Origin of the sequence: Arthrobacter sp. NPDC093128 (genome assembly GCF_040683875.1) — a bacterium.
Classification (GTDB): Bacteria; Actinomycetota; Actinomycetes; order Actinomycetales; family Micrococcaceae; genus Arthrobacter.
The window spans coordinates 19,141-42,857 of record NZ_JBFBEY010000009.1 but is presented as its reverse complement, the minus strand read 5'-3'; the positions used below and the strand labels follow the sequence as shown (position 1 = coordinate 42,857).

At 65.8% G+C, this 23,717-nt stretch carries 21 protein-coding genes and 1 tRNA gene; 10 read left to right on the top strand and 12 right to left on the bottom strand.

All coding sequences use genetic code 11. From position 1 onward, the window contains the following. Positions 1-76: 76 nt before the first annotated feature. Complete coding sequence (locus tag AB0N24_RS12140; RefSeq protein ID WP_364124201.1) at positions 77-1,279, bottom strand: helix-turn-helix domain-containing protein; 1,203 nt, start codon at positions 1,277-1,279, stop codon at positions 77-79. 99 nt (positions 1,280-1,378) lie between these two features. On the opposite strand from AB0N24_RS12140, the gene AB0N24_RS12135 reads away from it, so the two are divergent. After that, on the top strand, positions 1,379-2,503 hold the full coding sequence (locus tag AB0N24_RS12135; protein ID WP_364124198.1) for a ferredoxin reductase: 1,125 nt from the start codon (positions 1,379-1,381) through the stop codon (positions 2,501-2,503). Positions 2,504-2,516: 13 nt separating this feature from the next. Beyond that, positions 2,517-3,692: an acyl-CoA desaturase gene (locus tag AB0N24_RS12130; RefSeq protein WP_364124195.1), complete on the top strand. Its 1,176-nt coding sequence runs from the start codon at positions 2,517-2,519 to the stop codon at positions 3,690-3,692. 68 nt (positions 3,693-3,760) lie between these two features. Here AB0N24_RS12130 and AB0N24_RS12125 read toward each other — a convergent pair whose 3' ends face one another. The 5 genes from AB0N24_RS12125 to AB0N24_RS12105 all read right to left on the bottom strand — a co-directional run bounded on the left by AB0N24_RS12125 (position 3,761) and on the right by AB0N24_RS12105 (position 8,538). Further along, complete coding sequence (locus tag AB0N24_RS12125) at positions 3,761-4,882, bottom strand: FAD-binding oxidoreductase (RefSeq protein WP_364124192.1); 1,122 nt, start codon at positions 4,880-4,882, stop codon at positions 3,761-3,763. Positions 4,883-4,939: 57 nt separating this feature from the next. Further along, positions 4,940-5,983 (bottom strand): Gfo/Idh/MocA family oxidoreductase, encoded by a 1,044-nt coding sequence (locus AB0N24_RS12120; RefSeq protein ID WP_364124189.1) that lies wholly within the window; start codon positions 5,981-5,983, stop codon positions 4,940-4,942. After that, on the bottom strand, positions 5,983-6,765 hold the full coding sequence (locus tag AB0N24_RS12115) for an amino acid ABC transporter ATP-binding protein (protein WP_364124186.1): 783 nt from the start codon (positions 6,763-6,765) through the stop codon (positions 5,983-5,985). Before AB0N24_RS12115 ends, AB0N24_RS12120 begins: the two co-directional genes overlap by 1 nt. Further along, complete coding sequence (locus tag AB0N24_RS12110; RefSeq protein WP_364124183.1) at positions 6,762-7,550, bottom strand: amino acid ABC transporter permease; 789 nt, start codon at positions 7,548-7,550, stop codon at positions 6,762-6,764. Before AB0N24_RS12110 ends, AB0N24_RS12115 begins: the two co-directional genes overlap by 4 nt. Before the next feature lie 121 nt (positions 7,551-7,671). After that, complete coding sequence (locus AB0N24_RS12105; RefSeq protein WP_364124180.1) at positions 7,672-8,538, bottom strand: ABC transporter substrate-binding protein; 867 nt, start codon at positions 8,536-8,538, stop codon at positions 7,672-7,674. A gap of 163 nt (positions 8,539-8,701) precedes the next feature. Between AB0N24_RS12105 and AB0N24_RS12100 the strand changes: the two genes are divergently transcribed. Next, a complete protein-coding gene (locus AB0N24_RS12100) occupies positions 8,702-9,799 on the top strand; it encodes a LacI family DNA-binding transcriptional regulator (RefSeq protein WP_364124177.1) in 1,098 nt (365 codons plus the stop codon). Here the strand turns inward: AB0N24_RS12100 and radA are convergent. After that, entirely contained in the window at positions 9,789-11,162 is a 1,374-nt protein-coding gene (gene radA / locus AB0N24_RS12095; RefSeq protein WP_364124174.1) for a DNA repair protein RadA, read from the bottom strand. The genes AB0N24_RS12100 and radA overlap by 11 nt on opposite strands. Positions 11,163-11,231: 69 nt before the next feature. Then, positions 11,232-12,359 carry an FUSC family protein gene (locus AB0N24_RS12090; RefSeq protein WP_364124171.1) on the bottom strand — a complete coding sequence of 376 codons (1,128 nt, stop codon included), beginning with the start codon at positions 12,357-12,359 and terminating at the stop codon, positions 11,232-11,234. A gap of 236 nt (positions 12,360-12,595) precedes the next feature. Between AB0N24_RS12090 and pstS the strand changes: the two genes are divergently transcribed. From pstS to pstB, 4 genes are all read left to right on the top strand, one after another. After that, positions 12,596-13,717: a phosphate ABC transporter substrate-binding protein PstS gene (pstS, locus tag AB0N24_RS12085; protein WP_364124168.1), complete on the top strand. Its 1,122-nt coding sequence runs from the start codon at positions 12,596-12,598 to the stop codon at positions 13,715-13,717. Positions 13,718-13,913: 196 nt separating this feature from the next. After that, positions 13,914-14,846: a phosphate ABC transporter permease subunit PstC gene (gene pstC / locus AB0N24_RS12080; protein ID WP_364124165.1), complete on the top strand. Its 933-nt coding sequence runs from the start codon at positions 13,914-13,916 to the stop codon at positions 14,844-14,846. Continuing rightward, positions 14,846-15,955, top strand: coding sequence for a phosphate ABC transporter permease PstA (gene pstA / locus AB0N24_RS12075; protein ID WP_364124162.1), 1,110 nt, complete (start codon positions 14,846-14,848; stop codon positions 15,953-15,955). The genes pstC and pstA overlap by 1 nt, the downstream gene beginning before the upstream one ends. 38 nt (positions 15,956-15,993) lie before the next feature. After that, on the top strand, positions 15,994-16,773 hold the full coding sequence (gene pstB / locus AB0N24_RS12070; protein ID WP_307048391.1) for a phosphate ABC transporter ATP-binding protein PstB: 780 nt from the start codon (positions 15,994-15,996) through the stop codon (positions 16,771-16,773). An 80-nt stretch (positions 16,774-16,853) separates the two neighbouring features. Here the strand turns inward: pstB and AB0N24_RS12065 are convergent, their stop codons facing one another. The 3 genes from AB0N24_RS12065 to AB0N24_RS12055 all read right to left on the bottom strand — a co-directional run bounded on the left by AB0N24_RS12065 (position 16,854) and on the right by AB0N24_RS12055 (position 19,455). Next, entirely contained in the window at positions 16,854-17,870 is a 1,017-nt protein-coding gene (locus AB0N24_RS12065; protein WP_364124159.1) for an inorganic phosphate transporter, read from the bottom strand. A 1-nt stretch (position 17,871) separates the two neighbouring features. Beyond that, a complete protein-coding gene (locus tag AB0N24_RS12060; protein WP_364124157.1) occupies positions 17,872-18,489 on the bottom strand; it encodes a nuclease PIN in 618 nt (205 codons plus the stop codon). 306 nt (positions 18,490-18,795) lie between these two features. Next, a complete protein-coding gene (locus AB0N24_RS12055) occupies positions 18,796-19,455 on the bottom strand; it encodes a hypothetical protein (protein WP_104176160.1) in 660 nt (219 codons plus the stop codon). A 224-nt stretch (positions 19,456-19,679) separates the two neighbouring features. Here AB0N24_RS12055 and AB0N24_RS12050 point away from each other — a divergent pair. Further along, positions 19,680-19,752 (top strand) — tRNA-Lys (locus AB0N24_RS12050). A gap of 112 nt (positions 19,753-19,864) precedes the next feature. On the opposite strand, the gene AB0N24_RS12045 is transcribed toward AB0N24_RS12050, so the two are convergent. Continuing rightward, complete coding sequence (locus AB0N24_RS12045) at positions 19,865-20,668, bottom strand: class III extradiol ring-cleavage dioxygenase (protein ID WP_364124155.1); 804 nt, start codon at positions 20,666-20,668, stop codon at positions 19,865-19,867. Between the two features lie 238 nt (positions 20,669-20,906). On the opposite strand from AB0N24_RS12045, the gene AB0N24_RS12040 reads away from it, so the two are divergent. Together AB0N24_RS12040 and AB0N24_RS12035 are read left to right on the top strand one after the other, a co-directional pair. Continuing rightward, positions 20,907-22,565, top strand: a complete 1,659-nt coding sequence (locus tag AB0N24_RS12040) for a substrate-binding domain-containing protein (protein ID WP_364124152.1) — start codon at positions 20,907-20,909, stop codon at positions 22,563-22,565. A 4-nt stretch (positions 22,566-22,569) separates the two neighbouring features. Further along, a complete protein-coding gene (locus tag AB0N24_RS12035) occupies positions 22,570-23,583 on the top strand; it encodes a LacI family DNA-binding transcriptional regulator (protein ID WP_364124149.1) in 1,014 nt (337 codons plus the stop codon). Positions 23,584-23,717 lie beyond the last annotated feature (134 nt).

The following is a 23,717-nucleotide window of genomic DNA, read 5'->3' as shown; positions in this document are numbered from 1 at the left end:
CGCTACCCCGCGCGATCCCAGCGCCCAAGGGCCCATGCGCCCGGACAACCGGATGCGCCCAAGGTGCCCAGGACCGTCAGCGCCGCCCGGCGTGCAGTGCGAGTTCCAGCTCGAACCGGGCCCGGGGGTCTTCCAGCGCATCGCCGAAGAGCTCGCGCAGCTGCGCCGCCCGGTATCCCACGGTCTGCGGATGGATGCCGAGCTCGGCGGCCACCGGGGCCCGCTGGCCCCAGTGCCGCAGCCAGGAGAGGAGGGTCTCCGCCAGCCTTTCGCGCTGCGCCGGACGCAGCCCTTCCAAGGGTGCAAGCCTCTGTAGCGCCAGCTCCGCGATGGCCGACGGTTCGGAGCCGAGGATAATCTGCGCCAGATGGTCATCGGCCCAGATAGGCGGGTCATTGGGGCTTTCCCGCGGCGGCAGAACGGATGCGGCCACCACCGCGAGCCGCAGGGAATCGGGCACCTTTTCCCAGCTGCCGGCCGGGCCCACGGCGGCGGACCTGCCCTTCAATGCTTTCTCCAGGGCCGCCCGACCGGCCTCGGACTCCCGTGCCGGCACGAGGGCCACGGCATCGGTTTCGCGTTCAACCACCAGCGTTCCCGGCCCCAGCTGCAGCCGGAGCCCCGCGGCCCGGTCCAGCGGGAGGGTGACCACCACCAGCCTCGCAGGCAGGGACCAGTCGGCCATGGATGCCGCCTGCCGCAGGGCGGCCTCGTCCGCCTGTCCCATCAGCAGCAGCTCCAGGAGTTCGGTCCGGCGCCGGTCAACCGCCCCCGCGCGCTCAGACTGTTCAAAAGCGTAAGCTTCTGCGCTGACAGCGGACAGCTCGTCGATGTAGGCCAGGATCGATTCGCCCAGATCCACCACCACGCCCTGGCCCAGGTCCTTGTCCATGGAGATCCGTGACATCTCCCGGAACGTCACGCGCGCGCCCATGCGGTAGGCGCTCAGCAGCGCATCCATGCTCCGTCCCTGGCGGAATTCGCCGCTGCCCAAGCCGGCCACGAGCTCCCTGCTCTCCTCAGACAGTGCAGGCAGCCTGGTCCCGGGCAGTTGGAGGAAACGCTCCAGTGCCGCACCCACGCCCCGCCGCAGCCCGCGGCCGAAGCGCCCTTCGATGGGCCTGGCGTAGGCAGGAACCAGCTGCGGCACGGCATCGATGATCGCCTCCACAATGCCGGGCATCATGGGGCGGAGCAAGTCACTGACTTCCCGCGGCAAGGCGAGCCACGGCGGATCGTACGTGGGGGCGGCTGGACTCTTTGAGGCCGGAGGGTTCATGAGAGACTTCCATAAGTTGTTTCGGGGGAACAGTTTAGAACGTTCGATCGTATGCCTTGGGAGAAGAAATATGCCTCGGTCTAACATAAGGTTAATAACATGATCCGGCTCCGTAAGCTGGCGCGCGCCGCATCTGTACTGACCACCCCGCTAGCTCCAGAAGACATTCTGTCGCTGTTCAACCCCGTGTTCTCCGCCCGCCAACTGCGCGGCGTGGTCACCAGGGTGGTCGCCGAGACGGCCGATTCCGCCACCATCTTCTTCCGCCCAGGGCGCGGCTGGAAGGCCCACCAGGCCGGCCAGTGGGCCCGCATCGGCGTCGAACTCGACGGCGTCCGGCACTGGCGGTCCTACTCGCTGAGCGCCCCCGCCGGCCAGGATCCCGCCATCACGGTGACCGACGTCGGCGCCGTTTCCGGTGTCCTGGTCCGCGAAACCCGCCCCGGCGACGTGCTGTTCCTGGCACCGCCGCAGGGCGACTTCGTCCTTCCCGAGCACCCCCGCCCGCTGCTGATGCTCACCGCCGGCAGTGGTATCACTCCCGTTATGTCCATGGTGCGCACGCTGGTGCCGCACCGCCCGGACGCCGACGTCGTGCTGGTCCATTCGGCCCGGACCCCGGAAGACAGCATCTTCCGCGAGGAACTGTCCGAGCTTGCCGACCAGTTCCCCAACTTCAAGGTCACGCACTGGTTCACCGGCGAACGCGGACGGGTGGACTTCTCCTCACCTGCGGCCCTCGACGAACTCTGCCCGGACTGGCGCCACCGCGCAGCCTACGCCTGCGGACCGGAAGCCTTCCTGGACGACGCCGAAGCGCTGTGGTCTGCCGAAGCTGCCGTCGCCGCGGCCACCGAAGGTTCCGCCGCCGGAGAGTCCCACCAGCCCGAGGGGCCGTTTGCGGCTGACCCGATCAACCTGATCATCGAACGCTTCACCACCAGCCTGGCCGCCGGCGCCGGGCACGACGGCGGTCTGGTCACCTTTGAGGCCTCGGACCGAGAGGTGGAAGCGGACGGCAGCACCCCGCTTCTGGACGTCGGCGAAGACGCCGGCGTGCTGATGCCCAGCGGCTGCCGGATGGGCATCTGCCACAGTTGCCTTACCCCCCTGCGGGCGGGGCATGTCCGCGACCTCCGCACCGGTGAAGTCCACGGCGAGCCGGGCCAACTAATCCAGACGTGTGTATCGGCAGCCGCCGGACCCGTTAACCTCGACATTTGAGGAGCACCACCGCATGGCAATAGTTATTAACCACGAAGCCGAGTCCACGGAAGACGCCGTTGTGCCCGCGAAGACGCGGCGAGGTGCGCTGGCCACTTCCGGCAGCCCACTGGTCCGTCCACCGGCCGCGGCGCATCTCTCGGACGAGCAGGTTGCCGAACTGGGCCGCGAACTTGATGCCATCAAGGACGACATCCTGGCCAAGCGCGGCGCCTCAGACGCCGCGTACATCCGCCGGGTTATCAAGATCCAGCGCGCACTGGAAATCTCCGGCCGCGCGACGCTCCTGGTTAGCCGGAACAAGGGCGCCTGGGTCGCGGGCACCACCCTGCTGAGCCTGGCCAAGATCCTGGAAAACATGGAGATCGGGCACAACGTGCTGCACGGCCAGTGGGACTGGATGCGGGACCCGGACATCCACTCCACCACCTGGGAATGGGACTTTGTCACGCCCGCCCGTGCCTGGCAGCACACCCACAACGACCTGCACCACCGCTGGACGAACGTGGTGGGCAAGGACAACGACGTCGGATACAACCTCCTGCGCATGGACCCCAGCCAGGAGTGGAAGCCGTTCAACCTGGGCAACCCGCTCTACAACGCCATCCTGGCCCCGGTCTTCGAGTGGGGCATCGCGATTTACGACCTCGAGCTGCAGGACTTCAAGGACGGCAACAAGTCCAAGGAAGCCCTCGTCAAGGACCTCAAGGCCCTCGGGGTCAAGGCGCTCAAGCAGTTCACCAAGGACTACGCCGCAACCCCGGCCGTGGCAATGCTGACCGGATCCGGCAAGCAGGCGCTCTACGGCACCCTGACTGCGAACGCTGTCCGCAACGTCTGGGCCCACGCGGTGATCTTCTGCGGCCACTTCCCCGACGGGACAGATACCTTCACCGAGGAAATGGTGGAAGGGGAGACCCGCGGTGATTGGTACGTGCGGCAGATGATCGGTTCGGCCAATATCTCCGGTTCCAAGTTCATGCACTTCATGACCGGAAACCTTTCGCACCAGATCGAGCACCACCTCTTCCCGGACATTCCGTCCAACCGCTATGCCGAGGTAGCGCCGAAAGTGCGGGAGATCTGCAGCCGTTACGGCCTGCCGTACACCACCGGACCGATGTGGAAGCAGGTCGGTTCCACGTGGGCCAAGGTCTTCAAGCTGGCGTTGCCGCCCAAGAAGGCCTAACTGCTCAAACACCAAGGGGCGCCTGCCAGTGCGGCAGGCGCCCCTTGTCATGCCCGGCTTGCGGTCCCTTAGGAGAAGCGCCCGGGACGGAACGTGGCCAGCATGGGGTGCTTGTTCCCGGTCATGATCTCGCCCGAGAGAAGTTCGCCGGCGATGAGCCCGAGCGTGGCTCCGGAGTGGGTGAATGCAACGAAGCAACCGGGCACCTGGCCCAGCTCACCGAAGACGGGTTCACCGTCGCCGGGGATCGGCTTGTAGCCGATCTTCCACGATGCCGGCTTGAGGTCGGGGTTCCCGGCGATCAGCTTGGAGGCCTCGTCGGCCAGGTCCTGGACCACGCCATCGGGGATGCTGAACGAGCCATCGGCGTGCCCGGTGATGTGCTCCTCATACCAGTCGTGGTCCAGGGCGAAGGTGTTGCCGGGGTTGGGGCGGACCGCTGCCCGCGGGGTGTTCATCACGGCCCTGACGTCGTGGTCCACCGGTTTGGTCAGCACGAGCATGGAGACGGGGGAACCGTTGGGGATGTGGACGCCGAGGGGCGCGACGACGGCGGGCGTGGCGGCGCCGCAGGCCACCAGCACGGCATCAGCCGCGTAGGTCTCGCCTCCTGCCGTCCCGACGCCGGTAGTCCGGCCGTCCTCGACCGTTACGGAAGCTTTGCCGGCGTTGAGGACGAGCTGGCCGCCGCGGGCGTGGAACTCGTCCATCAGGAAGTCCACCAGGTCCGGCAGGCTGACCCAGCCTTCGCCCGGGTTGAAGATGGCGTTTTCCGGCACGGCACTGGAATCGATGCCGGGAGTGACGGCGGCGATTTCCTCGGGCGCGAGCAGCTTGGAGTCGTAGCCGACGGATTTCTCGTAGGCGTGACGGGATTCGGTCACAGCGTGCTGTCCGGCTGCATTCCACATCAGGCCGCCGCCGAACTGGAGCCATTCCCTGCCGGGATCCGAGGCGAAGAGGGTGCGGTACCGGTCCACACCGGCGAGGCGCAACAGGTGGTACGGCGTTGACCGCTCACCGGCGGAGTTGAGCCAGGAGAGCGAGCGGCCGGTGGCTTCACTGGCAAGGCCGCGTTCGGTCAGCAGGACCACGGATGCGCCTTGGCGGAGCAAATGGACGGCAGTGGAGACTCCGAGGATGCCGCCGCCGATGACGGCGACGCGTTTGGATGAGGCGGTGGAGGACATTACGTCTTCCCTTTCTTCGGTGATTGGCGGTTGGTTCGCGCGGGGATGGTCCCGCAGCTACGCGAAGGCGTGGATTTTCTCGATGATCCTGAGGACTTCGAGGGACTCCCCGGGTTGAACCGGCAAGGGCCCGTGTCCGGCGAGGGCCGCGGCGAGCTGTACGTAGAAGCGGGGGTAGTCACCCCGCTCGGCAGGTACGGGTGCAGCATCTCCGTCAATGCCCAGGACCCCCCAAGAGTCCTGGGGGTCAACGCCGTAGGCGGGGTCTGACGGCGTCATTCCGGCTGCGAGTACCGGCTCCTGGCTGTCCAGGCCCCATTTGGTGTAGCCGGCCTTGGAACCCAGCACGTGGAAGCGCGGGCCGACCCGGGCTGCCATGCCGTTCATCCACAGCCTTGACCGGACCCCGGATTCGTGGAACAGGGACACGAACGCTTCGGTATCGGCGCCCTCCGGATGGGAGCTGTGGTTGGCTGTTTCCCCGTAGCTTTCCTGCACGGGACCGAACAGCTGGATGGCCTGGTCTATCAGGTGGGCGCCGAGGTCGTGGAGGATGCCGCCCCCCTCTGTCAGCGTGGCGGTATCGCGCCAGTTCCCGAATCCTTCCGGCCGCCACCATTCAAAGCGCGACTCGAAGGTGCGGATGTCACCCAGGGCGCCCTCCCGCACGAGCTTTTGGAGCGTCAGGAAGTCGGCGTCCCACCGGCGGTTCTGGAACACCGTCAGCTGCACACCGGCGTCGGCCGCACGGGAGATGAGCTCTTCGCCGTGAGCCGAGGCGGTGACGAACGGCTTGTCCACCACTACATGAAGGCCGTGCGCTATTGCCGTAGCGGCCAGGTCCAAGTGCGTGAGCGGGGGAGTGCCGAGGACCATAAGGTCAAGGTCAGCGGCGAGGGCGAACATGGCCTGCGGCGTCGGGACGACGCGGGCCTTTGGGTAGCGCCGTGCCGCCTCGGCGGCACGCTCGGGATCCGCCGTCACGATCACGTCGAGGGAGTACCCGCGATCAGCCTCGATCAGCGGTGCGTGGAAGACCCGCCCCGAGATCCCGAAGCCGACGACGGCGGTCCGGATGGGTGCCGTTGAAGCATCAGGCATTACAGCACCTCCGAAAGGAACCGCTGGAGACGCTCGCTGCGCGGGTTGTCGAACAGGTCAGTCGGTGTTCCGGACTCCACCACTTCACCTTCGTCCATGAAGACCACCTGATCGGCAACTTTGCGGGCGAAGCCCATTTCGTGCGTCACCACGAGCATGGTCATGCCGCGCCTGCCGAGCCCCGCCATGAGGTTCAGCACTCCTTTGACGAGTTCAGGGTCCAGGGCGCTGGTTGCTTCGTCGAAAAGCATCACTTCAGGTTCCATGGCAAGGGCGCGTGCGATGGCGACGCGCTGCTGCTGGCCGCCGGAGAGGTCCCGGGGCCGGTGGTCAGCGCGCTCGGCGAGACCCACCTCGGCGAGGCGGCGGCAGGCGCGTTCCCTTGCTTCGGCTTTGGACATGCCCTTGACGCTCCAGAGCGCCAGGGCCACATTCTCGAGGGCAGTGTGGTCCGGGAAGAGGTTGAAGTGCTGGAAGACCATGCCGATGCGGGCCCGCAGGAGGTCCGGTTTGACCTGCAGGGCGCTTTCTCCGGCGAGGAGCACGTCCCCGCTCTTGGGTTCATGCAGGCGGTTGACGCCGCGGAGCAGCGTGGATTTTCCCGAGCCTGAGGGCCCGATGATGCAGGTAGTGGTTCCGGGGGCGACGGTGAGGCTGACGTTGCGGAGTACCTCGATATCCCCGTAGGCCATGGTCAGGTTCTTCAGTTCCAGGCTGGAGCCGTGGAAGGTGTGGCCTTCCGCGGCTGCCGCGGTGTTGGCGGTGTTGCTTGCGAGGCTCATGTGTTGCTCCCGGTGATCAGCGGCGAGGCCGCGTCGAGTTCTTTGACTTCGTTCAGTCCGCTGCTGGGGGCTGAGGGGCGGCGGCGGCCGGTCCGGAACCTGTTGTCGAAGTAATTGACCAGGTGGGTCAGGGGCACTGTGATCACCAGGTAGAAGATGCCTGCCATAACCAGTGGCGAGAGATTTCCGGACAGCACGGCCGCGTCCTGTCCCACCCGGAAGAGTTCCCGCTCAGTGACCAGGAGGCCCAGGAAGTAGACGAGGGAGGAATCCTTGACGATGGCGATGAACTGGTTCACGAGGGCCGGGAGGACCCTGCGGATGCCCTGCGGCACCACTACCAGGGCCATCGACTTGGCATAGCTCATGCCCAGGGCGCGGCAGGCCTCTCCCTGCCCTCTGTCTACGCTTTGAATGCCGGCGCGGAAGATTTCGCCGATGTAGGCGCTGGCGATCAGGCTCAGCGCGATGATCCCCAAGGGGTAAGGCGAGGGCCCGAAGATCGACTGGCTGAGCCGGGCGAAGCCCTGTCCGATCAGCAGGATGGTGAGGATGGCAGGCAGGCCGCGGAAAAGATCGGTGTAGATCCGGGCCGGCACGCGCAGCCACCTGGAGGGGGAAATGCCCATGACCGCGACGATCATGCCCAGGGCAACCCCGATGATGGTCGCCGCGACCGAGATGATCAGGGTGTTGAGGAGGCCGACCCCAAGAAGCTGGGGCAGGACTTCGGCCATTGCGCCGAAGTCGAAAAATGTACGGATGATGGTGTTGAGCCAGTCCATGGTTGCTCTCAGACGTAGGTAGCTTGTGAATCCCGGGCTGGCCGCGGATGGCAGCCAGCCCGGTCATTGGCAGCCGGACTCTTTGCCCGGGCAGGGTGCCCGGCGATCGGCTTGTGTCGGACTACTTGCTCGGGGCGGGAGTAGCCGTCTGTTCTGCCTTGGGCAGGTACTGCTCGGGCATCGGCGATCCGGGGAACCACTTCTGGTAGAGCTTCTTCCAGGTGCCGTCTTCCATCGCTTCCGCGAGTCCCTTGTTCAGGGCCTCCTTGAAAGCGGTCTTCCCCTTCGCGACCGCGAACCCGGCCGGTGCGTCGAAGGACGGGATGTCCGCTGCGCTGACCAGGCCGTGCTGTTCCTGGTATGCCTTGGCTGCCTCGTAGTCCAGGAAGTGGGCATCGACGGAGCCGCTGTTAACCGCAGCGATTGCGGTGTTGTTGTCCGGGAAGCGCACCAGGTTGGCCGAGGTGAAGTTCTTGACCGCATAGGCTTCCTGAAGTGTTCCCTGCACCACGCCGAGCCGCTTGCCGGACAAGCCGTTGGCATCCGTGATGCCTGAGGTCTTGGTGGTGATGACGGTCAGGTACCCGGCGAGGTAGCCGTCAGAGAAGTCCACAGTTTCCTTGCGCTTGTCCGTGATGCCGATGGCGGCCACGCCGACGTCGAACTGGCCGTTGGCAACCGCGGCGAGCAGGCCGGAGAAGTCCTGGCCGGTGAAGACCACATTGTCTACGCCGGCGCGGTGGGCCACGTCCTTGAAAAGCTCAACGTCGAAGCCGGTGAAGTTACCCTGCGCATCTGCGAAGGTGTACGGCTTCGAATCACCCAGGCTGGCAACCCGGACCGTGCCGGCCTGGATCAGTCCATAGGGGTTCTCGGCTGAAGTGGCGGACGAAGCGGGGGCAGAGCCGCCGCAGCCGGAGAGCGCCAGGACGGTTGCAACGGCAGCTGCAACGATCACCCCGGGGCGGAAGTTCAGTCGTTTAGTCACAGCATTTTTCCAATCTTGGGAAGCAGGCGGCCTTTGGCCCTTTTGTCGAAATCCTCTTGCTGAGTCCGGTCTCACCGCTTACGATTGAGACCGGACTCACAAAGGGTTGCTAAAAATGTAACCCAAGCCACACCGGCCGTCAAGGCCCCTCCGGAAGGCGTAAATGAGCAGCAATGGTTCGAGGCGACGGGACATCACCGTCGCTGACGTGGCAAAGGCCGCCAACGTGTCGAAAGCCCAGGCGGCGCGCGCGCTGGGAAACTACGGGGCCGTGAGCGATGACGTGCGGGAGCGCGTCCTGGCCGCCGCGGAGGAGCTGGCCTATCGCCCGAATGAGCTGGCCCGCAGCATGAATACGGGAAAATCGAACACCATCGGCGTGGTGGTGGGCGACATCGAAAACCCGCACTTCGGCCTGGCCACGAGGGGCATCACCGACACCGCAAAGAAGAGCGGTTTCAACGTCATCCTTATCAACACCGATGAGGAAAGGGCTGCCGAAGTCGACGCTGTCCAAGTGCTCTTGGACAAGCGGGTGGACGGACTCATCGTGGCACCCGCATCGTCAACCGAAACGCAGCACCTTCAGCGGGTTCAGGATTCCGGCCGCCCCCTGGTCCTTCTTGACCGTGCGGCAGACGGCCTACAGATAGACACCGTCACGGTGGAAATGACCGGGGTAGCGTACGAATCCACGCGTTACCTCATCGAAGCCGGACATCGGAGGATCGCGTTCATCTCCACGCTTAAATCCGCGGTCCCCTACAGCGAAGGGGTGCCGCTGGATTCATCGCAAATAGCTGAGCGTGTCGACGGCATGAGGCGTGCTTTCCTGGAATCCGGCCTGTCGCTTCCCGAGGACCTGGTGCGACTCAACGCGGGGGACGCCGAATCCATCCGGAACATCACACGCGAGGTTCTCCATCTGCCCGACCCGGCCACCGCGGTTGTCGCCTCGGACGGCCTCATTGCGCTCAGCGTCGTCGAAGCCATCCAGGAAATGGACCTGTCCATCCCCGAAGACGTGTCATTCCTCATGTACGACGATTTTGCCTGGACACGGCTGACCAGTCCGCCGCTGACGGTCGTTGCCCAGCCCGTCTACGAGATGGGCGTTGCGGCCGCGGAAGCGCTGATCCGGCAGATCGAAGGCCGCAGACCCGCAGCCGTGCCCACGTTTACTGCCCGCCTGATCAGGCGAAACTCAGTCGGAGCACCCCGGAAGTCCGAGCTGCCCAGCGAGGCCACGCCTAGCCGATAAGCAGGCTCAGCGCCTCCGTCAGGTGTTCCACTTCCCGGACGGAGAACCCGGCCGGGATGGGGCCGGGGCCGTTGTGGCTGGCCGGGACCACCGCGTGCGTGAAGCCCAGGCGGTGGGCTTCCTGGATGCGCTGGTTGATGCCGGGGACGGGGCGGACTTCCCCGGCCAGGCCCACCTCGCCGAACGCGATCAGCCGGATGGGCAGGGGCTTCCGTGCTTTGGCCGAGGCCACTGCCAGGGCAACGGCCAGGTCGGTGGCGGGTTCGCTGAGTTTTACGCCGCCCACCGTTGCCACGTAGGAATCGTCCTTGTGCAGCAGGCAGCCGGCGCGCTGCTGCAGCACGGCCAGCAGCATTGACACGCGTGAACTGTCCAGGCCGCTGGTGGCCCGGCGGGGCTGTGAATTGGGGCTTTCGGCGAGGAGTGACTGCACCTCGGCCAGCAGCGGCCGGCGTCCTTCCATCGTCACGGTGATGCACGTGCCGGACACCGGCTCCTTGGTGCGGCTCACAAAAAGCCCGCTGGGATCCGTCAGCCCGACGATGCCGTCTTCGTTCAGGTCGAAGCAGCCCACGTCATCGGTGGGCCCGTAGCGGTTCTTGACCGCACGCAGCAGCCGAAGCCGGGAGTGCCGCTCGCCTTCGAACTGGCACACGACGTCCACCAGGTGCTCCAGCAGCCGCGGACCGGCAATGGAACCGTCCTTGGTCACGTGGCCCACCAGCAGCGTGGTCATGTTGCGCCGTTTGGCCGCGGAGATGATGGAGGCGGCAACCTCACGGACCTGCGACACGCCGCCCGCGCTGCCGTCCACATCCGCGCTGCTGAGGGTCTGGACGGAGTCAACAATGAGCAGCCTCGGCTCGATTTTCTCCACCTGGCCGAGGGCCTGGCCCAGGTCCGTTTCGGCCGACAGGTAGAGGGATTCCGCGACGGCATCGATCCGCTCGGCGCGGAGCTTCACCTGCGCCGCGGACTCCTCGCCCGTGATGTACAGGACGTCCTGCGCAGTGCGGGCGAACTTGGCCGCCACATCCAGGAGGAGGGTGGACTTGCCCACGCCGGGTTCACCGGCCAGCAGGATGACGGCGCCCGGCACCAGACCGCCGCCCAAAACGCGGTCAAGCTCGTCCACGCCGGTGGGCAAAAACGCGGCCGTCGTGGCGTCCACTTCGGCAATCCGGCGGGCCGGCTCCAGGACGGTGGCGGCCGCCGTCGTACGCGCAACGGCGGCGCCGGTTTCCTCAACGGTGCCCCAGGCCTGGCACTCACCGCAGCGGCCCACCCACTTGACGGTTGTCCAGCCGCATTCGGCGCATTTATAAGCCGGGGCTTTGGACGCCCGGGAAGTCTTGGTTGCCATTGCTCCACACTATCCGGGGGCAGCGACAAGGTGGCGACAGCCACTAGCAGCAGCCACTAGCAGCAGCCGCTACAGCGGCGGGAGGATGTCCCGGGCTTCCTTCGAATCCATTCCGGTCGCCTCGAGCAGGTCCACCATCAGCGGGCGGAACAGCATGACCACTGTTTCGCCTTCAAGGCGCTGCACGTCCAGCAGCCGCGGATGCAGCCGCCCGGCGATCTCGGCCAGCTCCAGCCGCGACGTCCGGAGGTGCGCGCGCCGGGCGCCCTCGTGCATTTCGGCCAGGCCCAGGGACAGTTCGTCGATGGCGGCCGCGGTTTCCTGCAGGACCTCCGCGATGTTCTCCGTGGCCTCGTCAGAAAGGGCGGCGTGGTTGATGGCGCTGGTCAGGCGGCGCGCGAAAACCCGGCTGTTGCGGAGCGCCAGGTCGATGTAATCCAGCGACTGCTCCAGCCGGTCGAGCTCGTCGCGGTGGCGCCGGTAGGCCGGGGCCAGCGTGGCCACCTCGCCGGAGGCACGCAGGGACTGGCGCATCGCGTCCACCAGCGGCTGGCAGTTCCGGCCGCGGACCAGGGCGTGCCAGGCCTCGGTGGAGTCGCTGCTTGTCAGCGCCGACGCACATTCACGCAGCACCTCGGCAAGCTCGTGCAGCAGCTTCTGCACATCCTTCCGGGGCTCCCGGCGGGGATCCTTCGGAACCAGGATGGTGACCAGCAACGCGAAGACTCCACCCACCACGGCATCAAGGCTCCGGGTAAACGGGCCGCCGGCCGGGGCGGGGAGGAGCACCACGAGCAGCGACTGCAGCGCCAGCTGCGTGGTGAAGATATTGCCGCTGTCCAGGAAGCGCGCCAGCAGGATGGAGAACAGAAGCACGACGGCGGCCTGCCAGATCCCGGCGCCCAGCCAGTGCAGCAGCAGGTCACCCACCGCAATGCCTATGGTGCAGCCCAGGCCCACTTCCAGGACCCTGCGCAGCCGCGGATCCCGGGAAAAACCAAGGGCGATGAGTGAAGACGTGGCCGCGAAGAGCGGTCCGGAATGGCCCAGGACGTATTCGGCGAACGCGTACGCACCCACAGCGCAAACCGTCATCTGGATGGCGGGCATCAGGGAGGTCCTGCTCCGGACCACACCGGTGCGGATCCTGGTTCGCAGGAATCTTCTGCTTGCGGAAATTCCTGTCGCGGGGGCCATGCGTTCCAGTGTATTCACTGGCATTGCACTACGGCCGGAGATGTGATGTGCGCAATGGTGACGCTGCACATGTAAGCCGATGTCCCGCCGTCGTTAACCGTCCGTTCATCTTGGTCCACACATCCCGTTACCTAGGGCCCATAACTTCGGTAGAGGTACAAAAAGTACGCAACTTCTTATGTACGGACGTCTCCGGTCCGGCACGCATCAGAAAATCCCTGGAAGGGGTACATCTAGTGAAGGCACTCCGCTTCGGCCGCCACGCGGCTATCGCTGTCATCGCAGCCGGCGCTCTCGCGCTCACCGCCTGTGGTTCCGACAACGCCACGGGCGCAGCCCAGTCCGGCGCTCCGTCTGCCACGGGGGCCAACGTCACCGGCACGCTGACCGGCATTGGTTCGTCCGCCCAGGGCGCAGCCATGGATGTGTGGAAGACCAACTTCGCGTCCGCCAACCAGGGTGCCAACGTCCAGTATTCCCCCGACGGTTCCGGGGCAGGCCGCAAGGCCATCCTCGACGGCTCGGCCCAGTTCGCCGGCTCGGACGCCTACCTGAAGGACGAGGAGCTCGCCAGCTCCAAGGATAAGTGCGGCCCGGAAGGCGCCATCAACATCCCCGTCTACATCTCCCCGATCGCCATCGCCTTCAACATTCCGGATGTCAAGGAACTGAAGCTTGACGCCGCCACCGTGGCGAAGATCTTCCGCGGTGAAATCGCCAACTGGAACGACCCCGTGATCGCGGCAATGAACCCCGAGGTCACGCTGCCGGACCTCAAGGTCACCCCGGTGAACCGTTCCGATGACTCCGGCACGACCAGCAACTTCACCGATTACCTGGCCGCCGCAGCTCCGGAGGCTTGGACCGACAAGGCTGCCGGCGTTTGGCCCGCATCCCTGAAGGGCGAGAACGCCAAGGGCACCTCCGGTGTGGTCAAGACCGTCACCGACACCCCGGGCGCCGTCACGTACGCCGATGACTCAGCCGTCAGCGGCAAGCTTGGCATCGCCCAGATCAAGGTGGGCGAAACCTTCACCAAGATCTCAGCCGAGGCCGCAGCCAAGGCTGTCGACGCCGGCAAGCCGGTTGAGGGCCGTTCCGCCACCGACCTGTCCATCAAGCTGGACCGCAAGACCACCATCGAAGGTGCCTACCCGGTTGTCCTGGTGTCCTTCCACGTTGTCTGCTCCACCTACGCCACCCAGGAAACCGTTGACCTGGTGAAGGCTTTCGAGACCTACGTTGTGTCGGACGCCGGCCAGCAGGCTGCAGCGGACGCCGCGAAGTCTGCTCCGCTCTCCAAGACCCTCCAGGACAAGGCTGCCAAGGCCATCGAGACCATCAAGGTCAAGTCCTAGGGGATTCGCAGAACAGCAAGGCATAGTGGAAACACGAGCCTGAGCCAGGTTCCCTGTCCCGGACGGGACGGTCACAGACCGTCGTCCGGGGCAGGGAACCTAGGTGTTTGTCCGAAGTAAAACCAGTTTCACCGCTGCTGCTACCGGATCGGTCCGGACACGGCAGTCGGTTCTATTCGAACCCAAAGGATCGTTTGTGACCACCACCTCCCTGACACAGTCCCGGGGCACAGGGCCCGCCGGAGACAAAGTCTTTTCCGGGGCCGCCCTGGCCGCTGGGTGCCTGATCCTTGCCGTGCTCTTTGGTGTTGCCCTGTTCCTGGTCATTCAGGCGATCCCCGCCCTGGTGGCCTCCCCGGACCAGATCCAGGGCGGCGAGGGCTTCTTCGCCTACATCTGGCCGATCGTTGTGGGCACGCTGATCGCGGCCATTATTGCCCTGGTCATCGCCACGCCCGTGGCAATCGGAGTCGCGCTCTTCATCTCGCACTTCGCGCCCCGCGGCCTCGCTTCCGGCCTGGGCTACGTGATCGACCTCCTGGCCGCCATTCCGTCGGTGGTCTACGGCGCCTGGGGTGCCGCGTTCCTGGCCAAGGAAATCTCCCCGGCCTACGACTGGCTGGCCAACAACATGGGCTGGCTGCCCATCTTCCAGGGCCCCGCATCCGCCACCGGCAAGACGATCCTCACCGCCGGAATCGTGCTGTCCGTGATGGTCCTTCCCATCATCACGTCCCTGAGCCGCGAAATCTTCCTGCAGACCCCCAAGCTGCACGAGGAAGCCGCCCTGGCGCTGGGCGCCACCCGCTGGGAAATGATCAAGATGGCGGTCCTCCCGTTCGGCCGCCCGGGCATCGTGAGTGCCGTGATGCTGGGCCTGGGCCGCGCCCTCGGCGAAACCATGGCCGTGGCCCTGGTGCTGTCCTCCGGCGCCCTCACCGCCAGCCTGATCCAGTCCGGCAACCAGACCATCGCCGCTGAAATCGCCCTGAACTTCCCGGAGGCCAGCGGCCTGAAGGTGAGCACGCTGATCGCGGCAGGCCTGGTCCTGTTCGTCATCACGCTGGGCGTCAACATGATTGCCCGCTGGATCATCAGCCGGCACAAAGAATTCTCGGGAGCCAACTAATGACCTCCACCCTCACGCCGGTCCGCAAGCGTTCCGCGCTCACCAAGGGCCAGCTGCCCAAATACGCCCCGTACGTCGTCCTGGGCCTGGCACTGGTCATCGGCGCCGCCATCCTGGCCCTTATCGGCTTCAACGCCTTCGGCTGGGGCATCGTCTCCGCCATCCTGTTTACGGTCGGTCTCGTGGGCTGGAGCGCCGCTGCGGAGGGGGGCCGCAAGGCCAAGGACAAACTGGCCACGTGCCTGGTGCTCGGGTCCTTCCTGGTGGCCCTGCTGCCGCTGATCTCGGTGATCTGGACCGTCCTGGTCAACGGGCTCCCCGGGCTCCTGGACCCTGGCTTCCTCACCACCTCCATGAACGGCGTCACCGGCGCCTTCGACAACAAGAGTGTTGAAGAGGGTGCGCCGGTTATTGGCGGCATCTACCACGCCCTCCTGGGCACCATCCAGATCACCCTGCTGGCCACGGTCATCTCCGTTCCGGTAGGCCTGCTGACCGCTGTCTACCTGGTGGAGTACGGCGAGGACCGCCCGCTGGCCCGGGCCATCACGTTCTTCGTGGACGTCATGACGGGCATTCCGTCGATCGTCGCCGGCCTGTTCGCAGCCGCGTTCTTCTTCGCGGTGGTGGGGCCGGGTACCAAAACGGGAGCCGTAGCCGCCGTCGCGCTTTCCGTCCTGATGATCCCGGTGGTGGTGCGCTCCAGTGAGGAAATGCTCAAGATCGTCCCCAATGAACTTCGCGAGGCAGCGTACGCCCTCGGCGTCCGCAAATGGCGGACCATCCTCAAAGTGGTCATTCCGACGGCGATCTCCGGCATCGCGTCCGGCGTCACCCTGGCGATTGCCCGCGTGATCGGCGAAACCGCTCCGATCCTGGTGACCGCAGGCTTCGCCACCAACATCAACAGCAATGTCTTCAGCGGCTGGATGGCCTCGCTGCCCACGTTCATCTACACCCAGATCCTGAACCCCACCTCGCCGTCCAACCCGGATCCGTCCTCGCAGCGGGCCTGGGGTGCCGCGCTGGTGCTGATCATCCTGGTCATGCTGCTGAACCTCGGCGCACGGCTGATTGCCAGGATGTTCGCACCCAAGACCGGCCGCTAGGTAATATTCAATTCGTATCCAGCAAGTGAAGGAATACCATGTCTAAGCGCATCGACGTCAAGGATTTGAACGTCTACTACGGCAAGTTCCTGGCCGTTGAGGACGTCAACATCAACATCGAGGCCAAGTCCGTCACGGCGTTCATCGGCCCGTCCGGTTGCGGAAAGTCCACCTTCCTGCGCACGCTGAACCGTATGCACGAAGTTATTCCGGGCGCCCGGGTGGAAGGCGAAGTGCTGCTGGACGGGGACAACCTCTACGGCCCCGGCGTGGATCCCGTGACCGTGCGCTCGCAGATCGGCATGGTGTTCCAGCGCCCCAACCCGTTCCCCACCATGTCCATCCGGGACAACGTGCTGGCCGGCGTGAAGCTGAACAACCAGAAGATGTCCAAGGGCGAGGCCGATGCCCTCGTGGAACGCTCCCTGCAGGGCGCCAACCTGTGGAACGAAGTGAAGGACCGCCTTGCCAAGCCGGGCTCCGGACTCTCGGGCGGTCAGCAGCAGCGCCTGTGCATCGCCCGCGCCATCGCCGTGGAGCCGCAGGTCATCCTGATGGACGAGCCCTGCTCGGCACTGGACCCCATCTCCACCCTGGCCATTGAGGACCTCATCAACGACCTCAAGGACCAGTACACGGTAGTCATCGTCACCCACAACATGCAGCAGGCAGCACGCGTCTCGGACCGCACCGCGTTCTTCAACATCGCCGGCACCGGAAAGCCGGGCAAGCTGATCGAGGTGGGCGAGACGCACACCATCTTCAGCAACCCCACCCAGAAGGCCACGGAAGACTACGTCTCCGGCCGCTTCGGATAAGGGGCCTTTCCTCCATCGGTTGCTCCGTAACCGCCGTTTTGACACCTCAAAACGGCACCTGCGGAGCAACCGATGCTGCGTTAAAGGTCCGAAAGGGGCGAGAGCGACAGTTCCAGCACGAAGGCCGCTGCCGCCGTGACCACCGGCGTGAAGAGCCAGAAGGCCAGGATCCTTAACACCAGCCTGCGGTTGGTCACCGGGAAGCCCTGGTTGCTGCCGGCGCCCAGCACGGCCGCCGTGACCGTGTGCGTGGTGGACACGGGCCAGTGCAGCCCGATCGCGCCCAGCAGCAGGATCACAGAGCTGTACAGCTGCGCCACGAAGCCGCGTAGGGGATCGATCCGGGTGAGCTTGTAGCCGATGGTGTAGGAAATCCGCCAGCCCCCGGCCAGGGTTCCGGCCGTCAGCATCGTGGCCGTCAGCAGCGCCACCCACGCCGGCATGGCGGCGCCGTCGGACAGTCCCGAGGCGAGAAGAGCCAGGAGCAGCACCGCGCTGGTCCGCTGGCCGTCCTGCAGGCCGTGGCCGAAGGCCACCGCTCCGGCGGCGATGGCCTGGGTCCGGCGCGAGCGGCTGTTCACCACGTTGGGCGGCGTGTACCGTGCAGCCCAGGTGGCAGGCCACACCAGCAGGTAAGCGCCCACGAACGCGATCACGGGGGACAGCAGCAGCGGCAGCGCCACCTGGAACAGCAGGGAGTTGTTGACCCCGCCGACGTAGTTTCCGCCAACCAGCACACTGGCCAGCCCGGCGCCGGCCAGGCCGCCCACCAGGGCGTGAGTGGACGAGGACGGAATGCCGCGCCACCACGTGTAGATGCCCCACAGGACGGCGCTGAACAGGCCAGCGACCAGGATGGTCAGGCCGTTTTTGCCGTCCGGCAGCGAGATCCAGCTTCTGCTGACCTGCAGCGCCAGGGCCGCGCTGAGCGACGCGCCGACGAAGTTGAAAAGGGCCGCCAGCAGGACAGCCACGGTGGGTGTGAGCGCCCGGGTCCGCACGGCCAGGGCGACGGATGTTGAGGCGTCCCTGAAGCCGTTCAGGAAGGTGAACGCCGCAGTCACCACCACAACTACGGCGAAGAAGAACAGGGTCACGTCAGGATTCCTTGACGATGATGCTGCCTACCTGGGTGGCAATGCGCCGCATGTCCTTGGTGACCTCCACCAACTGGTTGGCAATGTCCCGGTTCCGGGCATACTGGGCGCCCTTCATGTCCTTGAGCATGTCAGCCACCCACACCCGGTGCGTGCGTTCGGCGCGCTTGGCGAGCCGCAGGATCTCGATCCAGTAGTCCTCAAGATCGTCCAGGTTGTTCAGCCTGCGCATGGCGTCTACCGTGAGTTCCGCCTGCCGGGCGATGATCTCCAGCTGGTCCGCGGCACGCTTGGGGAATCGTTCGAGCTTGTACAGGGCCACCAGCTCCGCGGCGGCGTCGAGCTTCTCCATGGCTTCGTTGAGGTACCGGGACAGCGCGTACATGTCCTCGCGCGGCAGGGGATTCACGAAGCTTGTGCGCATGTGCGTCAGCAGCGCGAAATGCAACTCGGCGGACTTGGCCTCGTGGTCGTGCATGTCTTCAACGAGGCGGTTGTGCTCCGTGGCCGGGACGCCGAGGATTTCAGCCAATGTCCCGGTGGCGGCGACAATCTGGCGTGCCATCTGCGAGAGCAGGTGCAGCCCTGCAGGCTCCTGCGGGAAGAGTCGGAGCTTCACCTTCGAATTCCGGTATGGGAAGGCGAAGGCATGGAATGTGGCCTTTGGGCCATGTGACTTGACGTTGACCCGCACATGGGCACTACTTTACCGGCAGATGCATCGGGGCATAAAAGTGGTGCCGAACCGGATACGCCTCTCGGCGGTAGGCCGCTCTAGGCGGCTAGATGTTGAAGCCCGGGGGTTTCGCGGTTCGGCACCAGTTTCAGTTTTCTACTTTGGCTGAACCAAGTCAACATTGACAGCCGGGCCCCTCCGTGCGTAACAGTGGCGGACTTGCGAAGCTGCCACTGCCGCGGAGCCTTGTCAGTCCAGTTCGCCCAGCCGCCATGCGTTAGCTGCGTGCTCCAGGTCCTCCGCGGTTTTCACCAGGAGGTGGGAATTGCGCGTCAGTTTGCTCGCGTGGTTCTCGTTGCTGTGGTCGGCGCCGTCAGCCAAAGTGGCCTGGCCTAGGGCCACCACCCGGCAAAAAGCAGCCGAGCGTTCCAGCGCGACGTCGAACTCGCCGTCGAACGCGCCGGAGAGGATGGCGTCCGCCATCGTCTTCATTTCGTCCGCCCCCGGCGGTTCGGCAGCGCCGGCAACCACATTGGATACCTGCGCCGTGTCCTTGCCTGCCTTGAAGTAGACGGAGATGCGTTCGGGGTCCTGGATGGTGGCCGCACGCAGGGCGTACAGGCGCCAGAGGGCGCCGGGCAGGGAGCGTGCGGGGCTTTCGGCCCACATTTCAGCGATGGCTTCCAGGCCCTGTTCGTCCGCGAGCTTGACCAGGCGCTTGGTGACCTTGGGATCGTCGCTGTCGCGGCCGTGGCGGACCAGCGCCTGGGCGGCCAGGTGGGCTGCCTCGGACACCCGTGCAGGGTCCGCGCCGCCCGCGAACGGCTCAAAGTCGATGGGCGCAAAAGGTTTCGGCTTGTGATGCCGGTTTGCGCCGCCGTAGGCCTTGGATCCTGCTTGCTCGCTCATGCCCCCACGCTACTCCTGTGCTGTTCTGTTATCGAGCTTGCCGACGGCCGGCTTAAGGAGTAATGCAGGCAGCTGCGGCACCACCATGAATGCACGACGGCGCCACGCGCCGTTTGTGTAAAAGCTGGCCCCCGGCGTGGGGTACAGTATTTAACGTCCAGAAATGGACTGGGCTGACAGTCCGATTGCGCGCGCTTGCCGCCCGTATTCACGGCCGTCAGCTGGGGCCTTTAGCTCAGTTGGTAGAGCATCGGACTTTTAATCCGTGGGTCGTGGGTTCGATCCCCACAGGGCCCACTCTTTTAGCGAAGAGTGGAAAACCTCCGGCTTCCTGGTAACAGGAGGCCGGGGGTTTTTTGTTGCCCGGAACTAGTTTCCGTGCCCCTTCCCCGCGCTATTCGCGGCTGGGCTATCTGCCGGTGAGCGTCCACGAGCGCTTGGACAGGCCGAACCAGAAGCCGTCGATGGCCGTCTTCGCATTCAGGTCACCGGATTCGTACGCGGCACCCAATGCCACGTAAAGCGGCGCCCAGTGCTCGCTGCGCGGATGCGCCTCACGCGCCGCCGGCGCCTTGTGCAGGAAGTCGAGGATGGAATCGACGTCGCCGGCCTCCATTGTTTCCTGAGCCCAGTGGTCAAATTCGCTCGAAGCGGAGGGCGGGGCAGTGTCCGGTCCGCCGGCAGGGTTGAACCAGCGCAGGTTGTGCGTGGTGAAGCCGGAACCCACAATCAGCGTGCCACGGTCCCGCAGCGGCGCCAGCGTTTTGCCCAAGTTGAACAGGCCCTGCGGATCCAGGGTGGGCATGGACATCTGGAGCACCGGAATATCGGCCTCCGGGTACATCTCCACGAGCGGAACGTAGGCGCCGTGGTCCAAGCCGCGCTCCTCGTCGCGTTCCACGTGGTGGCCGTGGGTGGAAACGAGTTTCTCCACTTCGGCGGCGAGTTCCACCGCCTGGGGTGCGTTGTACGTGACGTCGTAGTACTTCTGCGGGAAGCCCCAGAAGTCGTAGACCAGCCCGGGGTTCCGCGACGTGGCGCTGAGCGTCACCGGCGCGTTCTCCCAGTGCGCGGACACCATCAGGATGTCCTTGGGCTTGCCGTACGTGCCGGACCAGGCGCTGAGCTCGCTGGTCCAACGGGCGTCGTCAGCCAGGGGAGGGGCTCCGTGGCTCAGGAAGAGTACCGGCGGGCGGTCAAGTGTCTGCGTCATAACTCCATTCTAGAACCTTTTACTTGAATCTTCAACCAATATTATTGAACTCGTTTCGCGTCGGCTAGGCGAGGCCGCCGTTGTTCGGGCGGAAATGCGCTCCGATGTGATGCCGGACACTCACTTGCGTATACTGGGACGGTTTTGCAGCCAATCTTGGGGCTTCCCGCACGCGAGGGGTAGTGGCCGGCAAACACCAACCGCCCACCAGGATCCCCAGCAGTTAGGTACCGCGCCCATGTCAGGTCGCCGAGCAGCAGGCCCGCAGCGCCATGGCCGATACCCCCGCAAGTCACCGTTCTTCTGGCCCCGGATAGTGATGATCGTCGGCTTGACGGTGGCCATCGCCGTCGCCGCCGCCGCCGTCATCTGGATCACGGGCAGCCAGTCACCCCTGGCGGCCGCGCGCTGTGACGTCCCCGCTGAAGTCCGCGTCGGTGCCGACGCCACCATAGCCCCGGCCCTGCAAAGCGCGGCCGGGAACGTGCCCGCCGGCGCCTGCGTGAAGTACACCATCGAAACGCAGACGCAGCCTGAGCTTGCTACCTCCGTGACCGCGGGCAAGGACGCCCCGGACTTGTGGGTGGCCGATTCGGCGGTCCGCGTGCAGCGGGTCGTGACCGCCGCGGCGCCTGAGATCACCGTTCCCTCCCTCGCCTCGACGCCTGGGGTTATTGTCGGCCGCCAGGGGGAAGTCCCCGGATTCGCCACCTGGCTCAGCGCGCTGCAGGCTCCCGGCATCAGGTTCAGCGATCCGCTGGTGACCGGCAGCGGGGAAGTGGCGCTGCTGGGGGCCCTCTCCGAAGTGGAGGCCGGCCGCGCGGAAGCCAAAACGCTTCAGGCCGCCACCGCCCAGCTCGCCCAGAGCGAAAGCCAGCGCACGGGAGAGAAGCTGACCGATGCCAAGCAGCTCGAGGCCGTGGCTTCCGGCGGGGGATTCGCCATCGTCACCGAGCAGGCCTGGCTGGCCTTCGCGCAGACGGCTCCCGGGGCCGGGCTTTCAGCGTCGATGCCGCACACCGGGTCCGTGTCGCTGGACTATCCGGTGGCCCTCACCGCCGCCGGCCAGGCCAGGGGCAGTGCCGCAGCTGACGCCGCCCGGGAGTTGGCTTCCGCCATGGCAACCGAGGAGGGAAAGAGGGCGCTCGCCGACAGCGGCCTTCGGCCTCCGGACGGCAGCCGCACCCCGGACCAGAAGGGCGTGGGCAGTGTTGCCGCCCTCAAGCCCGCTTCCGCGGAAACCGTGCAGCGGACGCTGAAAGGCTGGTCCCTCCAGGCCATTCCCTTCAGGTCGCTGGTGGTCATGGACGTTTCCGGTTCCATGAACTTCCAGGCGGGTGGACAGACCCGCATGCAACTCACGCAACAGGCGGCAATCGCGGGCAGCAAACTGTTTCCCAACACCGCTGCACTGGGAATGTGGGCGTTTTCCATCGGCCTCGGCGGCGGCAGCCAGGACTACGTGGAACTCGACCCCATCAGGAAAATGGACCAGGTGGTGGGCGGCGTGACGCAGCGGGACCGCTTGGTGGCGGACATCTCCGGCCTGGACAAGCGGACCGGCGGCGCCACCGGGCTCTATGACTCGACCCTGGCCGCCTACCGCACGGTCAAGGCGAGCTACGATGCCCGGGCTGTCAACAGCGTGATCCTGTTCACCGACGGAGCCAACGAGGACCCGGATTCCCTGAGTCTCGAGGAGCTGTTGGAGGCTCTGCGGCGCGAACAGGACCCGGCAAAGCCGGTGGTGATTGTCAGTATCGGCATTACCGAGGACGCGGACGCTGAGACCCTGCGGAAGATTTCCGGGGCCACCGGTGGCACCAGCTATGTGGCGAGGAATCCGCAGGACATCCCGAGCGTGTTCGTGGATGCACTGCAGGCTCGAGCACAATAGTTTCATGGCCTACAGCAGCGAGCGGCGCCTTCCGCGACTTGAAGACGTGGCGGAACGCGCCGGCGTCTCCCACCAGACAGTGTCCCGCGTAATCAATAACCACCCCAATGTGAGCAAGGCGACCAGGGAGCGGGTCGAGGCTGCTGTCGCCGAGCTGGGATACAGGCGGAACACAGCCGCGCGCAGCCTGGTGACCCGGCGTTCGCACACCATTGGCGTCCTGGCCAGCGAGCTGTCCCAGTACGGGCCAGCCAACACGCTGCTCGGCGTGGAGCAGGCGGCACGCAACGCCGGCTACTTCGTGAGCATCGCCGCCCTCCGGGAAGTCAGCGCGGATTCGATCACCGACGCTGCCCGCCATTTCATGGACCAGGGCGTGGACGGGATCGTGGCCCTGGTGCCGCACGCGGGAACCCTGCAGGCACTGGAAGTTCTCAACCTGGACGTGCCGGTGGTGGTAGTCGGCTCCAGCGGAGAAGGCAGGTTCAGCGGCGCCATGGTGGACCAGAAACTGGGAGCCAGGCTTGCCGTTGCCCATCTGATTGAGCAGGGCCACAAGCGGATCGGCCACATCTCCGGACCCCAGGACTGGATCGACGCCGCTGAGCGGGCGGAAGGCTGGCGCGAGGCCCTCGCCCAGGCGGGACTGGACGACGACCTCCTCGTCGAGGGCGACTGGAGTGCCGGCAGCGGCTATGGGATCGGCCAGCAGCTTGCCGTTGAACGCGCTGCCACGGCGGTGTTCGTAGGCAACGACCAGATGGCCCTGGGCGTCCTGAGGGCCTTCGGCGAAGCGGGCGTGCGGGTGCCGGAGGACGTCTCCGTGGTGGGCTTTGACGACCAGCCGGAGGCGGGCTACTTCATGCCGCCCCTCACCACTGTCCGCCAGGATTTTGAGGAGCTCGGACGCCGGTGCATGGACATGATGCTGGCGCTGCTCGAAGACGGCGCTGTGGCCGGAACCACGGTGGTTGACCCACGGATCGTAGTGCGCGCGAGCACCGCCCCGCCCGCCTGAGCACGCCCTCCTCCGCCCGCCTGGTCGGGCGCCTTCGTGCCGTTGGCACCACCTGCAGTCCTGACCATGTCTTGACAGGTTGTTTGTTAGCGCTAACAATTGAGGACAACCGCAGAGAAGCGGAGACTATTGGA

Coding starts and splice junctions, on each gene's coding strand:
- AB0N24_RS12110 (WP_364124183.1), bottom strand. CDS start 7,550: ATGGACTGGCTCAACACCATCATCCGTACATTTTTCGACTTCGGCGCA.
- AB0N24_RS12045 (WP_364124155.1), bottom strand. CDS start 20,668: ATGACGCAGACACTTGACCGCCCGCCGGTACTCTTCCTGAGCCACGGA.
- AB0N24_RS12035 (WP_364124149.1), top strand. CDS start 22,570: ATGGCCTACAGCAGCGAGCGGCGCCTTCCGCGACTTGAAGACGTGGCG.
- AB0N24_RS12100 (WP_364124177.1), top strand. CDS start 8,702: ATGAGCAGCAATGGTTCGAGGCGACGGGACATCACCGTCGCTGACGTG.
- AB0N24_RS12140 (WP_364124201.1), bottom strand. CDS start 1,279: ATGAACCCTCCGGCCTCAAAGAGTCCAGCCGCCCCCACGTACGATCCG.
- AB0N24_RS12055 (WP_104176160.1), bottom strand. CDS start 19,455: ATGAGCGAGCAAGCAGGATCCAAGGCCTACGGCGGCGCAAACCGGCAT.
- AB0N24_RS12135 (WP_364124198.1), top strand. CDS start 1,379: ATGATCCGGCTCCGTAAGCTGGCGCGCGCCGCATCTGTACTGACCACC.
- AB0N24_RS12040 (WP_364124152.1), top strand. CDS start 20,907: ATGTCAGGTCGCCGAGCAGCAGGCCCGCAGCGCCATGGCCGATACCCC.
- AB0N24_RS12120 (WP_364124189.1), bottom strand. CDS start 5,983: ATGCCTGATGCTTCAACGGCACCCATCCGGACCGCCGTCGTCGGCTTC.
- AB0N24_RS12125 (WP_364124192.1), bottom strand. CDS start 4,882: ATGTCCTCCACCGCCTCATCCAAACGCGTCGCCGTCATCGGCGGCGGC.
- pstB (WP_307048391.1), top strand. CDS start 15,994: ATGTCTAAGCGCATCGACGTCAAGGATTTGAACGTCTACTACGGCAAG.
- radA (WP_364124174.1), bottom strand. CDS start 11,162: ATGGCAACCAAGACTTCCCGGGCGTCCAAAGCCCCGGCTTATAAATGC.
- pstA (WP_364124162.1), top strand. CDS start 14,846: ATGACCTCCACCCTCACGCCGGTCCGCAAGCGTTCCGCGCTCACCAAG.
- AB0N24_RS12090 (WP_364124171.1), bottom strand. CDS start 12,359: ATGGCCCCCGCGACAGGAATTTCCGCAAGCAGAAGATTCCTGCGAACC.
- AB0N24_RS12115 (WP_364124186.1), bottom strand. CDS start 6,765: ATGAGCCTCGCAAGCAACACCGCCAACACCGCGGCAGCCGCGGAAGGC.
- AB0N24_RS12130 (WP_364124195.1), top strand. CDS start 2,517: ATGGCAATAGTTATTAACCACGAAGCCGAGTCCACGGAAGACGCCGTT.